A 13,616-nucleotide genomic window follows, 5' to 3' on the forward strand; every position below is an offset into this window, starting at 1 on the left:
TCCTGAGCCAGGATCAAACTCTCAATTTAAAAAGTTTAATCTGTTTACTCATTTACTTAAATTATTGACTGGCATTTTACATAGAATCCATTACTGGAATTTATTCTATCATTCTCTGTTTAATTTTCAAAGATCAAATTAAATCTTTTCGCTATCTTGCGACAGCTATATTAGTTTAACACTTTTTTTCTTTGTTGTCAAGAGTTTTCTTATTTGTTTTTTCAACCACTTTCGCGATTTCTCTTGGCGACAAGGAATATCTTATCAAATTATAAAAACCCATATTCACTCATCAATGACCATTTGAAGATATTAAATGCTTTTTTCTTTTATTTTCTTCATATTTCAAACTATTCCTCGTATTGATACACCTGGAACAGTTTAAGTTGAATCTGTTGCTCTAAATATAGTATTCTCTATGAACTCCAAATTATACACTTTTAAAATCAATTATTACAATTATTTTTCTTTTATAAGTTTCTACTCAATCATAGTCCCAACACCCATATCTGAAAATATTTCTAATAAAATTGAATGTGGTATTCTTCCATCTATTATATGTGTTCTTTTAACTCCACCATTAACCGATTCTACACAACATTCTACTTTAGGAATCATGCCTCTGCTTATAATTTTATTATTAATTAAACTTGGAACTTCTTCAACATTAACAACAGAAATCAAAGATTTCAAATCATTAATATCGCTTAAAATTCCTGGAACATCAGTTAGTAACATAAGCTTTTCCGCTTTTAATTTAACAGCAATCTTTGCAGCTGCGTAGTCTGCATTTATATTATATGTCTTTCCATCTTCTTCATTTAATGCTACAGTAGAAATTACCGGTATATATCCACTTGCAAGGCAATCTTCTATTACCTTTTCATTAACATCAACAATTTCTCCTACAAATCCAATGTCCTTACCTTCTTTTAATAACTTCTTTGCTTTTAATAAGTTAGCATCCAGTCCACATAAACCTATTGCATTTCCTCCACTTTTTACTATTAATGCCGCTATATCTTTATTAACTTTTCCAGCTAAAACCATTTGAACAATATCTATAGTTTCTTCATCTGTAACTCTAAGTCCATCTATAAACTCACTCTTCTTGCCTATTTTTTTTAAAGTTTCATTAATTGCAGGTCCTCCACCATGTACTACCACAACTTTTATACCAACACAACTTAACAAAACTATATCATTTATTACATCTCTTTGTAATTGCTCATTTATCATTGCATTACCACCATATTTGACAACTATTGTTTTTCCATTATACTTTTGAATGTATGGTAATGCTTGAATCAATACTTGTGCCTTTCCCATATTAGAATCTTCTCCTCTTTTGAACATATATATCCCCCTTAATTTAACTTCTATATTAATAAATTAACATTATCTTTAAATGTATCTATTTCTATTTATACATATTTATGCACTTTTAATACTATAATTCTTTATATTTAATAGTATACTTTCTTGTTGATGAATTGTAAATATTCATTTAGAAGTATTTTTATACATTATTTTTCTTTCTGTATTTGTAAAAATAATGTATTTTAAAAAAATCCTTATCATTTAATATGATAAGGATTTTTTATTACTGTGTTGTGAACTGCTCACTACCTAAGAGATAGTATCATTTTGTATGGTAAAAGTTAACTTTAAACAATATAGCCTAAAGTATGTACTTAAATATAACTAAAAATATAACCCCTGGAATCCCAAAAAATCCTGCAATCAAAGCTGTCCAAAAATTGATAGCTATAGATAAATTAAAGAGACCACCTATAAAATTAAATATTAATAGTAATATTCCACCTAAAACTGCGTTCACAATAAGTTTCCATAGTATTTTAATTGGTAAAGAAATTATTTTTCCTACTAAGAATAAAAGAACTATACCCACTATAAAAAAAACAAAAGACTCCATAACATACCTCCCATTAATAACCTTTATTAATATTATGCCATAAAATCATAAAACTTGTATAATTATTTTATAGTATATTGCAAACTTACACCTTTTTCTTTGGCTATTTTTAACAAATACATATACTTAGCTCTAGTTGCCCTTTCTTTGAATATCGCATAGTCAATTAATAATTCTTCTTTTACACTTTCAAAATAATCTCTATCACAATCCCATTCAATTTTTATTTTCTGTATAGCTTGTATTAATTTTCTATTATCTTCTAAATCAATATCATCAACTAAATAATCATCAATTCTATTTTCCATAAAAAAACCTCCATATTCTCATCTATTATAATAATAGACAAAAAAATGGAGGTTTATACAATTGTGTTAAAACTTTTTTTATTATATTTACTATTTTATAATTCTGTTCTTCCCTCTAATGCTTTTGCTAACGTTACTTCATCTGCGTATTCTAATTCTCCACCCACTGGTATACCATGAGCAATTCTAGTAACCTTAACACCAAATGGCTTAAGAATTTTTGATATATACATAGCAGTAGCTTCTCCCTCAACATTTGGGTTAGTTGCTATAATTATTTCTTTCAACTCATCATTAATGCGTTTAATTAAATTTTTAAGATTAATATCATCAGGTCCTTTTCCCATCATTGGAGAAATAACACCGTGAAGAACATGATATCTTCCGTTAAATTCCTGAACTTTTTCTAATGTATTTATATCCTTAGGTTGTTCTACTACACATATAGTGCTATTATCTCTATTTGGATTTGAGCAAATAGAGCATGGATCTGAATCCGTATAATTTCCACATACTGAACAATACTTAATGGTTCCTCTTGCTTTTACTAACGCTTCTGCAAAACCAACTACTTCTTCTCTTGGAAGATTAAGAACATGAAGAGTAAGTCTTTGTGCTGTCTTGTATCCTATTCCTGGAAGTTTTGCGAATTCTTCTATTAGTTTTTCTATTGCCACTGGATAAAAATCCATTGTTTCACCTCATATAATTAAAATATTCTATATTGAAACTAGAACATTCCAGGCATGTTTAATCCACCTGTGATTTTTTTCATTGCTGATGCAGTTTCTTCATCGGCTTTTTTCAATGCAGCATTACATGCTGTCATTATCAAATCTTCAAGCATTTCAACATCATCAGCATCTACTACATCTGGTTTAATAGATATATTAATAATTTCTTTCTTTCCATTAGCTATTACTTTAATCGCTCCGCCACCTGCAGATGCTTCAAATTCTTTTTCTTCTAATTCACTTTGTGTTCTTTCCATATCTTGTTGCATTTTTTGTGCTTGTTTCATTAAACTATTCATATTCATTCCGCCCATTCCTGGGAAACCGCCTTTAGCCATTGTTCTACCTCCTAAGTATTTGATTATTAATTTTAAACCTTTTAACATTTTACCATTTACTTATTTATTCATCAATTACCTCAACAAAATCTTCTCCAAAAGCATTCTTTATCATTTCAAGTTCCGGAAAAATTTCATCTTCTTTTTTATCTATAGTATATATTATTCTTACCTTTTCTTTTAGTGCCTCACTAAAAACTTTTTCAATTATTGTTCTATTCTCTTCTCTTTCTAATCTTTTTTTATTAAAGGAATATTGTTCATCATATTTTATTTCAACAACACCATTTTTACAGCTTTCTATAGTGCCTGTAATCAGTGATGCATAAATAATCATATGTCTTTTCGCTTTAAACATGTCAATTATATCCTTCCATGCCTTTTGAACATGTGCAATTGTTAAGTTAGATTCTATATTATATTCTAGTTTTTCTGTATTTTCTTCTACTATAATAGAATTTTTACTACTATACTCACTTCTAATTTTTTTTGAATTATCTTTAATTTTTGATTCTGCCACTTCATTACTTTTATTTACAATATTTATTTTACCTTCTCTTATAATCCTTTCTATCTTTGCTATTCTAGATAAAAGAACCTCATTAGAAGTATCATATTCAATTTTGCACATTTTAATAACTGCCATTTCCAAATAAATTCTTGCCTGTTTACTCCACTTGGATTGAGCTTCAGTTTCTTGTAAAATTCTAATACATCTCATTATCTCTTCAATATGAATTTTACGTGCCTGCTCATTAATTAAAGAAATATTTTCCTGAGACATATCTAATACTTCTTCTGGATTATTACTAACTTTCACCATCAAAGTGTTTCTAAAATGTTGAATCATATCTTTTATAAATAAACTAATATCCTTACCACTCATTACTATATCATCTATTAATATAATTGATTGTTGAATATTTTTTTCAATTATAGCCTCTGTTAAATTCATTAAGTTATCATTAGTAACTAATCCCAACATTAAAATTATTTGACTATACTCAACTTTTCCATCCCCCATAGATATCGCTTGGTCCAATATACTTAAAGCATCACGCATAGCTCCATCAGACATTCTAGAAACTAATTTTAAACTTTTATCTTCTGCATATATTCCCTGTTCTGATACTATTTTTGAAAGTCTATTAAATATATCATCACTTTTTATTCTTTTAAAATCAAATCTTTGACATCTAGATAATATTGTTATAGGTAACTTTTGTGGATCTGTTGTAGCAAGTATGAACATAACATGTTCTGGTGGCTCTTCTAATGTTTTTAAAAAAGCATTTACCGCACCAGATGTTAGCATATGAGCTTCATCTAAAATATATACTTTGAATTTACTATCTCTAGGTGGATATTTAACTTCATCTATAATATCTCTTATATGTTCAACCTTATTATGAGATGCTGCATCTATTTCTATAACATCTATTGCCGTACCAGAATTAATTTTAGTGCACATTTCACAACTATTGCATGGATCGCCATCTTGAGGATTTAAGCAGTTAACTGCTTTTGCAAGAATTTTAGCTGTAGAGGTTTTTCCTGTACCTCTAGTTCCGCACAGTAGATAAGCATGCGCAATCCTATCATGATTAACTTGATTTTTAAGTGTAATAGTAATATGGTCCTGACCTACAACTTCTGTAAAAGTTCTTGGTCTCCATTCTCTATATAACGCGGTATAACCCAGGATAAACACCACCTTTTGTTATATTATATCACATTGAATTTACAAAAATCTTATATAGATAAATATTACAGGAATTAATAGTAAACTTTGATTATATGTATAAAAAAAGCCTAAAGATATTCTTTAGACTTTTGCTTCATAATTGAAGTCGTGCACCAAGCTTTGACAGTAATCAATGTGCGTTACTTATGCAGTTGGCTCAAGCTAGGTAGACTCACGGCACACGGAAAATCTCACTTATCGCTGCTTCCTTCCGGATCTGACGAGGTTCATGAGCTTCCGTTGCGTAAGGCCCAGCTCTCAACACCACTTACATAAGGCAGGCCACACTAATTAAAGCCTAAGCCTGGAATTCAACCCTGCTACAGCGGATTGCAGGTTACAGGACACCGCTAACTTCCCGTCTAGCACGACAATGGCGGAGAAAGAGGGATTCGAACCCTCGGTAGAGTTACCCCTACACACGCGTTCCAGGCGTGCTCCTTAAACCGCTCGAACATCTCTCCATAATTTTTTTATCAAGCAAAATTTATTATACTATTTAACCGACTTTATTGCAAGTCAATTATCAATAAATTTAAAATGTATTATCTTGTTATTTATAGATATTATTCTTTTTAATCCTTTTTTATACTTTTAATTATTTTTTACTTTACACTTATGGCGGAGAAATAGGGATTCAAACCCTAGGAAGATATGAAACCTTCACCTGATTTCGAGTCAGGCACCTTCGATCTCTCGGTCATTTCTCCTGATTAATTAATTTTGTTCTACTTCAAGCAATTTGGGAGCTGAATAATGAATTGCTATAGCTCCTAATGGTGCTGTTATTAATATAGATAAAACTGCTATAGCTAATATAACTTCCCCACCTTTAACACCTAACGATAAAGGTATTGATCCTATAGCTGCTTGAACTGTTGCCTTAGGAATATAAGCAATTACACAAAAAATTCTTTCCTTCCAATTCAAATCTGTACCTGATACAGAAACAATAACACCTATCCCTCTTGCTAAAAGTCCTATCAATATTATTATAACACTTATTAATCCAGCATCAAGAGCTACTGAAACATTTACTTCCGCTCCCACTAATACAAATAAAAGTATTTCAGCAAAAACCCAAATTTTATTAAGCTTTTTAGCTAATCTTTTACCTACCAAAGGCATTTTTTCTAAAACAATAAATCCTATTGTCATAACACCAAGTAACCCAGCTATTTCAATTTTATTTTTCAATAATTCTTCAAAAGCAGTTATCATTATTGCAGACCCAACAATCAATAAAATTTTTTTTGTATCTCTAATATGATATTTATTAAATATTGTTACCATAACAAAACCTATAATAATACCAGAAATTATTCCCAAAATAATTGATACTGGAATAGATAAAATCTTGATACCAATATTAACGTGAGTTCCGCTATAAAACCCTAGGAAAGTTGTAAATATTGTTATGGCTACTACATCATCCATTGATGCTCCTGCTAATATTAATGTAGGTATTCCTTTTTTAGTTCCTACTTTATTTTCAATAAAGTTTATCATTTGAGGAACTACTACTGCTGGAGAAACTGCAGCAATAATAAATCCTAATATCCCACCCTGAATAAAAGTAAAACCTAAAAGTTTTGTTGATAAGAAAGCTATTAACATTCCCTCAAATAATCCTGGAACAACACTCATTTTTATCGCTGTCTTTCCTACTCTATTTAAATCATCTCTACTTATACCAAAACCAGCTCTCAACAATATTATTATCAATGCAATTTTTCTAAAATCTGAAGAAACATTCATAATTTCTGGTTTTAATATATTTAATCCATACGGTCCCAAAATAACACCTAAAATCAGCATACCCATAAGCCCAGGTAATTTAATTTTTTCAAAAATATAATTAGATATTAATCCTAATAAAATAATAATTCCTAAACTAGTAGCCATAACTTCCCCCTTATTTACCTTCTATCCTTAAAAAAAGAACTTATCAAATTACTACATTCTTCATTATAAACCCATTTAATTTCTGTAAAATGATTAAATGAATCATTCTGAAGTATATTTAAAATACTTCCACAACTTCCCGTAGTTGTATCCGCTGTTCCTATATATATTTTTTTAATTCTTGATTGAAAAATAGCCCCTGCACACATAGGACAAGGTTCTAAGGTAACATACATTTCACAACCTGTTAATCTCCAATTGTTAAGTTTTTGAGACGCTTGTCTTATAGCTATAATTTCTGCATGAGCTGTTGGATCATTTAAAGATTCTCTTAAATTATGCGCTATAGCTATTATTTCATCATTTTTTACAATAACAGCGCCTACTGGAACTTCTCCTTTAATATATGCATTTTGCGCTTCTTCTAATGCTTTTATTAAAAATTCATTTTTCATACATTTCCTTTCCCTTATAAACAAAACATACGTCTAACTTAAGTTTTAAAATAAAATTTTTATATGTTCGTATTACCTAATTTTATTTAACTATCTTAATTTCTATATTATACCTTTGAAATATAATTTCAAGTACATCATATATATAAATTAATATTTCTATATTCAAATAAAAAGCAATAACCAAGTTGTTCTTGGTTATTGCTTTTTATTTGGTGCACTCGAAGGGATTCGAACCCCCGGCCTTCCCCTTAGGAGGGGGACGCTCTATCCTACTGAGCTACGGATGCCTATTTTTACTACCTTAATATTCTATTCCAATTTTTAATCATTGTCAACTAATATAGAAAACACCACTACGAAACAGAATAAATAAAAGTATATGATTTATTAACTATAAGTTAACTATAAATTAATTTTTTGTTAATATTTTGGAAATAATATAATAATATACTTCAATTAGGTACATACTTTATTTAGATTTATATTATACATATTAAATAAATATCATTAAAAGGTGGTTGATAAATATGAAAACTGAATTTAAAAATATTATATTAGCTGGTATTGGATCCGCTGCATATACCTATGAAAAAGCTAATTCTTTAGTGGATGATTTGATAACCAAAGGTAGATTAACTTTAGAAGAAGGTAAAGAATTAACAGAGAAATTAAAAAGAAATTTTAATTCTAAAGAAAATAAAGAACCACAAAAAACTATACCTTTAACCAAAGAATCTCTACTAGAAGTTCTAAATGAATTAAACTTTGCAACTAAATCAGATTTAATTAATATGGATACTAGATTATCTAAATTAGAAAATAAATAACACAGATAATGCTCTAACTTTATTGCTAGGGCATTCCTTATAAGAGGTCTAAAATGAATAAAAATTCTGTTTCAAGATTTAAAGAAATAGCCCGAACCTTAGCTTCTTACGGTTTCGGATATATTGTTGATAATACATTAAAAAAAGAAAAAAATAATCCTGCTAACCTAAGAAAAGCTTTTGAAGAATTAGGTCCAACTTTCATTAAAATTGGGCAAATATTGAGTACAAGACCAGATATTCTTTCTGAAAAATATATTATAGAATTATCTAAACTTCAAGATAGTGCTATAGAAGAACCTTTTGAAAATATAAGAGAAATTTTATTTCAACAATTCGGAAAAGACATAAATGAAATCTTCTTGGATTTTAATAAAAAACCAATTGCATCTGCTTCAATTTCTCAAGTACATAAAGCTAAATTAAAAAATGGCGAAGAAGTAATTGTAAAAATTCAACGCCCTGGAATAGCTGAAAAAATGCGACTAGATATTTCCATACTTTATAAACTAATAAAATTAACCAAAACAAAATTTTCTGATTTCTTAATAGAACCTCTAGATGCTTTAGATGAACTTCTTTATGCAACAGAAATGGAGTTGAATTTTGAGAATGAAGTAAAAAACATTGATCAATTTAAGCATTTTAATAAAAATGTATCCTTCTTGTCTGTACCTAATATTTATTATAAATACTGTACGGAAAAAATAATTACTATGGAAATGGTTCATGGTATAAAAATAAATAATATTAACTTATTAAAAAAGAATAATTATGATTTAAATGATATTGGTAAAAAACTTACCCTATCTTATTTTAAACAAATTTTCGATGATGGATATTTTCACTGCGACCCTCATCCTGGAAATATATTAATAAGTGATAATAAAATTTATTACATAGATTTTGGGTTGGTTGGAACTTTGTCTGATAGCTTAAAATCTTCACTTAATGAAATGGTAATAGCTATAGCTTATCAAGACATTTCAAAACTTGTTTCTATACTTATATCTATCGGCATTAGTAAATCACATGTAAACCGTAATAAATTATATGAAGATGTTGATTATCTTTTAGTTAGTTATTTATCAACTTCTTTAAGTAATATAAAAATTTCACGACTATTAGATGATATATTTAGTGTTGCAAAAGATAATAATATTAAATTGCCTAGAGAATTCACGTTATTAATGCGTGGCTTAGTAATACTCGAAGGAGTTGTTGTTAAACTATCTCCTGATTTAAAAATAATGGATATAGCTATTGGTTTCGTAAAATCAAAAAATAAATACTCCTTTTTACATGATTTTTCTTTGGATGATTCTTTGATTAAACTCGTTTCTTTTACTCAAAGCTCTTCAAAACTTCCTTCCAGACTTATTGAATTAATTAATAGTAGTTTAGATGGACGCCTCAAACTTCAGCTAGTTCATAAAAATTTAGACAATCCTGTTAACTCATTAAATAAAATGATTAATCGATTAGCATCTTCATTCATAATCTCTTCCATGATTATAGGCTCTGCTTTAATTTTAAATTCTAATACAGGACCTAAAATATACGGTATGTCCTTTATTGGAATAACTGGCTTTATTATTGCTGCTTTATTTGGATTTTGGTTATTAATTTCAATAATGAGATCTGGTAAACTTTAATACATATATTTTAATTAAAGTTACTTTAAAATAAAAGAACTAAAAAACAAATATACCTTGTTTTTTAGTTCTTTTTAAATTATAGTTCAAACACTTTACCTTTACTTGCCATTTCAATATTACCTTTAAATTTATTTGAAACTTGTTCTTTTAACATGTTTATTTCTCCATAATGCGGAAAATGAGTTAACACCAAATTTTTAACATTATTTTTATTTGAAATTTCACCAACTTCTCCTGCTGTTAAATGTCCTTTTAATTTACCAAAATCTTCGTCATAAAATGAGCATTCACATAAGAATATATCTGCATTTTTAGAAATTTCAACTATACCTTCACAATACTCAGTATCTCCACTAAAAACAAAACTCTTTCCATTTTCTTGGAATTTCATAGCTAAGCTTGGTGCTGGATGTTTACACCAATTAAAAGATACTTTTAAACTATCAAAATTCAAAATTGTTTTCTCATCTATTTCTTTAGAAATACAATATTCATTATAATTTAATTTAAGAAACATATCATCTTTTTTGTGTCCATATATTTCTAGCGGTTTTTTTCTTTTTCCAGTATTGAAAGAGATAGCTGTATTATATTGATATGGAAAAATATCTGCTATATGATCCCAATGATAGTGAGATATTAATATAGCATCTATATCATCTAAACTTATATACTTTTGAACAGATGCTAAAGCACCACTTCCACAATCAATTAATATATTATAATTTTCAGTTTGAAGTAAATAACAAGTACTAGCTTCACCTTTTTCTGGATATGCTCCCCATTGTCCTATTATTGTAATTTTCATATTACCCTCCTATTTCTTCTGAAAAAATAGTTAATCTATTTCTTCCTGCTGCTTTTGCTTTATATAAAGCAATATCTGCACGTTGTAAAAATTTTTCTATGCATTCATCTGAATCTGGTATAATACATGCTGCGCCAATGGATAGTGTTAATTTATTTGATATTTTTGAAAATCTATGTTCAATATTTAATTGATTAATATTTTCTATCATTTTTGTACAAATATTTTTTATGCCGTCTATATCTGTATCTGGCATAACTGCAATAAATTCATCTCCACCATATCTTGCTATTAAATCACTATTCCTTACCAATGTACTATCTAAAGTTTTTGCCACAACTTTAATTATGTAATCTCCCAATATATGTCCGTAATTATCATTATATTCTTTAAAAAAATCTATATCAATTATAGCTACTGATAATACTGTATTTTTTCTTCTACATATGTTCCATACATCATCTAAAAAATCATCAAATCTTCTTCTATTTGCAACACCTGTTAATCCATCAATTTGTGAAAGATTAAGTAATTTACTATTTAATGAAACTAGTTTAGTTTGGGCCTCTTCTTTTTCTTTAATTTCTTTTGAAAGAGCTTCTGATTTTTGAGCATTTTTTATTGCTATTGCAATATAAGAACTTAATGCCTCAATTATATCTACGGTATTTGTATTGAATGCATTCTCCTTTAAACTCTGTACAGTTATTACGCCAACTAATTTTTTTTCAACTATTAGCGGGCAATAAATCAAAGATTTTGTTTTCTCACCTAATGTATAAAATGATTTTTCCTCCACATATTGTTTATATTCCAAATCTTGATTGCTTATAAAAATTTTTTTTCTGTTTCTCATACACCATGCTGTGTAACTTTTAGGGTCATTCAAATCTATTATACGTTTTTTTTGACGTTTATTATCTTCTATAAAAAATTCATTATATATTTTTTGATTTTCTTCATCATAGATTCCAATTCCAAATACAAATGAATCCATAAGTTTATTTATATGTGAGTATATTTGAGATAAAATTTTTCCTATATTGGTAGTTGAGATTATATTTTTGCCTATTTCACTTATAATTCTAATATTATTATAAGCTTTTTCTAATTCTTCTTTTTTTCTTTTTAATTCAACATTTTTAAGTTGGAAAATCTCATTTTCTTTTCTTGCTTCTTCGCTTTTATAAAGTAAATTTATACTCTTTAATCTTTCTTCTGTATCTGTATTTAAAATTTTCTTCTCAATATCAATATACTTTTTTAAATATTTATAAGCTACTTCGCATTTACCTATTTCTTCATAAATAAAAGCATATTGTTTATATATTTCTGCAACTTGTGAGTCTTTTTCCTCTTCATTGTAAATAGTTAAAGCTTGTTGAAGATTATCAAATATTTCAATAAAAGCTTTCTCTTCCATTAAAATTTTATTTATTTCTAATAAAATTTTAACTTCAAAGTCTTTACTCCCAACTTCTTTTGCTACCTTTAAAGCATTCTTTAAATTTTTTAATGCTTCTTTCTTTTTATTCTGATTTAAATTAATCTCACTAAAAGAATTGTATGCATGAGCAATTCCTATTTTATCATTATACTTTTCACATATTATTAAACTCTTATTAGTATAATCAAAAGCTTTACCATATTTTTTCTGATTATTATAAACACTAGCTATATTTATTAATGGTATACTTACAAATTTTTCATTTTTTACAGCCTCTGATTCCATTTGACTTCTAAAATAATATTCTAATGATTTTTCATAATTTCCTAACTCACTATATATTATTCCAATATTATTAAGAATAATATATTTATAACTTGTAAAATAATTATCTTCTTCTACTTTTAATGCTTTCAGATAATAATTATATGCTTTATCATAGTTTACTAAACTTACATATACATTTCCTAAGTTATTATATATTTCAACTTGGTTTTTATATAGGTTATTTTTTTCAGCTACTATGATTGCTTTATTTAAAATATCTATTGATTTATTATAATCTCCCTTTAACCAAGTGCATCTTCCTTTTCTATATAAACACTCTGTTACTCCATCAATATAATTAACTTTTTTTGAAAGACTATAACCTTTTACTGCAAAGTCAAATGAACTATTTATATCATAATATTCAAGTTCCTTAGAAATCTCACAATACAATTCTATTTTTTTTATTGTTTCTTCTTCATTATTAGCCTGTTCGATCAAACTATTTATTTTATATTCCATTTAAAGCACCTCATTTAATATATAAAAAACTTTATATTTATATTTTAAATTAAAAATACATAAATTTCAAATATTTGGTGAAAATATATTTTTATTTAATTTATATGAAAATAAGCCTAGAATTAATTTTAATTAATTCTAGGCTTATTTTGGTGCACCGGAGAAGATTCGAACTCCCGACCAACTGGTTCGTAGCCAGCTACTCTATCCAACTGAGCTACCGATGCATAATATTAAATTAACAAATTTATATTATCACAATTAATCATAAAAATCAATTAAACTGTGTAATAAAGGTTTTTAAATATTTAATTCCATAAAAAAACACTCATATGTTGAGTGTTTTGGCGGAGAAAGAGGGATTTGAACCCTCGCACCGGTTTCCCGGTCTACACCCTTAGCAGGGGCGCCTCTTCAGCCACTTGAGTACTTCTCCATGCCTTACAAAAATATGGCGGAGAGATAGGGATTCGAACCCTAGGAACGCTCTCACGCTCGCCGGTTTTCAAGACCGGTGCCTTAAACCAACTCGACCATCTCTCCATACTTTTTATATAATTTTAATTGGCGGAGAGATAGGGATTCGAACCCTAGGAGCACTCTCATGCTCGCCGGTTTTCAAGACCGGTGCCTTAAACCAACTCGACCATCTCTCCATTTATGT

12 protein-coding genes, 7 tRNA genes and 1 other RNA gene are annotated in these 13,616 nt (G+C 28.0%); 2 read left to right on the forward strand and 18 right to left on the reverse strand.

All coding sequences use genetic code 11. From position 1 onward, the window contains the following. Positions 1-480: 480 nt before the first annotated feature. The 12 genes from argB to BUB83_RS19975 all read right to left on the reverse strand — a co-directional run bounded on the left by argB (position 481) and on the right by BUB83_RS19975 (position 7,710). Entirely contained in the window at positions 481-1,356 is an 876-nt protein-coding gene (gene argB / locus BUB83_RS19925) for an acetylglutamate kinase (RefSeq protein WP_073340867.1), read from the reverse strand. Between the two features lie 325 nt (positions 1,357-1,681). Further along, positions 1,682-1,936, reverse strand: a complete 255-nt coding sequence (locus BUB83_RS19930) for a pro-sigmaK processing inhibitor BofA family protein (protein ID WP_073340868.1) — start codon at positions 1,934-1,936, stop codon at positions 1,682-1,684. Positions 1,937-1,998: 62 nt separating this feature from the next. Further along, positions 1,999-2,244: a DUF2508 family protein gene (locus BUB83_RS19935; RefSeq protein WP_073340869.1), complete on the reverse strand. Its 246-nt coding sequence runs from the start codon at positions 2,242-2,244 to the stop codon at positions 1,999-2,001. A 95-nt stretch (positions 2,245-2,339) separates the two neighbouring features. Beyond that, positions 2,340-2,936, reverse strand: a complete 597-nt coding sequence (gene recR, locus BUB83_RS19940) for a recombination mediator RecR (RefSeq protein ID WP_073340870.1) — start codon at positions 2,934-2,936, stop codon at positions 2,340-2,342. A 38-nt stretch (positions 2,937-2,974) separates the two neighbouring features. Further along, positions 2,975-3,316, reverse strand: a complete 342-nt coding sequence (locus BUB83_RS19945; protein ID WP_073340871.1) for a YbaB/EbfC family nucleoid-associated protein — start codon at positions 3,314-3,316, stop codon at positions 2,975-2,977. A 64-nt stretch (positions 3,317-3,380) separates the two neighbouring features. Continuing rightward, positions 3,381-5,018, reverse strand: coding sequence for a DNA polymerase III subunit gamma/tau (dnaX, locus tag BUB83_RS19950; protein ID WP_073340878.1), 1,638 nt, complete (start codon positions 5,016-5,018; stop codon positions 3,381-3,383). A 148-nt stretch (positions 5,019-5,166) separates the two neighbouring features. Next, an RNA gene (gene ffs, locus BUB83_RS19955) (signal recognition particle sRNA large type) lies at positions 5,167-5,431 on the reverse strand. A 3-nt stretch (positions 5,432-5,434) separates the two neighbouring features. Further along, a tRNA-Ser gene (locus BUB83_RS19960) sits at positions 5,435-5,524 on the reverse strand. A 155-nt stretch (positions 5,525-5,679) separates the two neighbouring features. After that, positions 5,680-5,770, reverse strand: a tRNA-Ser gene (locus BUB83_RS22085). Between the two features lie 7 nt (positions 5,771-5,777). Then, on the reverse strand, positions 5,778-6,965 hold the full coding sequence (locus tag BUB83_RS19965) for a cation:proton antiporter (RefSeq protein WP_073340872.1): 1,188 nt from the start codon (positions 6,963-6,965) through the stop codon (positions 5,778-5,780). 14 nt (positions 6,966-6,979) lie between these two features. Further along, the gene (gene tadA / locus BUB83_RS19970) at positions 6,980-7,420 is read right to left on the reverse strand and encodes a tRNA adenosine(34) deaminase TadA (RefSeq protein ID WP_073340873.1); all 441 of its coding nucleotides are present in this window, start codon (positions 7,418-7,420) and stop codon (positions 6,980-6,982) included. A gap of 213 nt (positions 7,421-7,633) precedes the next feature. Further along, positions 7,634-7,710: transfer RNA gene (locus tag BUB83_RS19975), tRNA-Arg, on the reverse strand. 240 nt (positions 7,711-7,950) lie between these two features. Here BUB83_RS19975 and BUB83_RS19980 point away from each other — a divergent pair. Both BUB83_RS19980 and BUB83_RS19985 read left to right on the forward strand, forming a co-directional pair. Further along, entirely contained in the window at positions 7,951-8,250 is a 300-nt protein-coding gene (locus BUB83_RS19980) for a phasin family protein (protein ID WP_073340874.1), read from the forward strand. 53 nt (positions 8,251-8,303) lie between these two features. Continuing rightward, positions 8,304-9,905 (forward strand): ABC1 kinase family protein, encoded by a 1,602-nt coding sequence (locus BUB83_RS19985; RefSeq protein ID WP_073340875.1) that lies wholly within the window; start codon positions 8,304-8,306, stop codon positions 9,903-9,905. Between the two features lie 79 nt (positions 9,906-9,984). On the opposite strand, the gene BUB83_RS19990 is transcribed toward BUB83_RS19985, so the two are convergent. From BUB83_RS19990 to BUB83_RS20015, 6 genes are all read right to left on the reverse strand, one after another. Then, positions 9,985-10,716: an MBL fold metallo-hydrolase gene (locus tag BUB83_RS19990; protein WP_073340876.1), complete on the reverse strand. Its 732-nt coding sequence runs from the start codon at positions 10,714-10,716 to the stop codon at positions 9,985-9,987. A gap of 1 nt (position 10,717) precedes the next feature. Continuing rightward, entirely contained in the window at positions 10,718-12,952 is a 2,235-nt protein-coding gene (locus BUB83_RS19995; RefSeq protein ID WP_073340877.1) for a sensor domain-containing diguanylate cyclase, read from the reverse strand. A 150-nt stretch (positions 12,953-13,102) separates the two neighbouring features. After that, positions 13,103-13,179, reverse strand: a tRNA-Arg gene (locus BUB83_RS20000). 118 nt (positions 13,180-13,297) lie between these two features. Continuing rightward, positions 13,298-13,388: transfer RNA gene (locus BUB83_RS20005), tRNA-Ser, on the reverse strand. A gap of 16 nt (positions 13,389-13,404) precedes the next feature. Beyond that, a tRNA-Ser gene (locus BUB83_RS20010) sits at positions 13,405-13,495 on the reverse strand. A gap of 22 nt (positions 13,496-13,517) precedes the next feature. Continuing rightward, positions 13,518-13,608 (reverse strand) — tRNA-Ser (locus tag BUB83_RS20015). Positions 13,609-13,616: the final 8 nt, after the last annotated feature.

The organism is Clostridium grantii DSM 8605 (assembly GCF_900129965.1).
Lineage (GTDB): Bacteria > Bacillota > Clostridia > Clostridiales > Clostridiaceae > Clostridium_AF > Clostridium_AF grantii.

Excerpts from the sequence above, each read along its gene's own strand:
- BUB83_RS19930 (WP_073340868.1), bottom strand. The coding sequence starts at position 1,936 with ATGGAGTCTTTTGTTTTTTTTATAGTGGGTATAGTTCTTTTATTCTTA.
- recR (WP_073340870.1), bottom strand. The coding sequence starts at position 2,936 with ATGGATTTTTATCCAGTGGCAATAGAAAAACTAATAGAAGAATTCGCA.
- tadA (WP_073340873.1), bottom strand. The coding sequence starts at position 7,420 with ATGAAAAATGAATTTTTAATAAAAGCATTAGAAGAAGCGCAAAATGCA.
- BUB83_RS19995 (WP_073340877.1), bottom strand. The coding sequence starts at position 12,952 with ATGGAATATAAAATAAATAGTTTGATCGAACAGGCTAATAATGAAGAA.
- BUB83_RS19985 (WP_073340875.1), top strand. The coding sequence starts at position 8,304 with ATGAATAAAAATTCTGTTTCAAGATTTAAAGAAATAGCCCGAACCTTA.
- BUB83_RS19945 (WP_073340871.1), bottom strand. The coding sequence starts at position 3,316 with ATGGCTAAAGGCGGTTTCCCAGGAATGGGCGGAATGAATATGAATAGT.
- BUB83_RS19935 (WP_073340869.1), bottom strand. The coding sequence starts at position 2,244 with ATGGAAAATAGAATTGATGATTATTTAGTTGATGATATTGATTTAGAA.
- argB (WP_073340867.1), bottom strand. The coding sequence starts at position 1,356 with ATGTTCAAAAGAGGAGAAGATTCTAATATGGGAAAGGCACAAGTATTG.
- BUB83_RS19965 (WP_073340872.1), bottom strand. The coding sequence starts at position 6,965 with ATGGCTACTAGTTTAGGAATTATTATTTTATTAGGATTAATATCTAAT.
- BUB83_RS19990 (WP_073340876.1), bottom strand. The coding sequence starts at position 10,716 with ATGAAAATTACAATAATAGGACAATGGGGAGCATATCCAGAAAAAGGT.
- BUB83_RS19980 (WP_073340874.1), top strand. The coding sequence starts at position 7,951 with ATGAAAACTGAATTTAAAAATATTATATTAGCTGGTATTGGATCCGCT.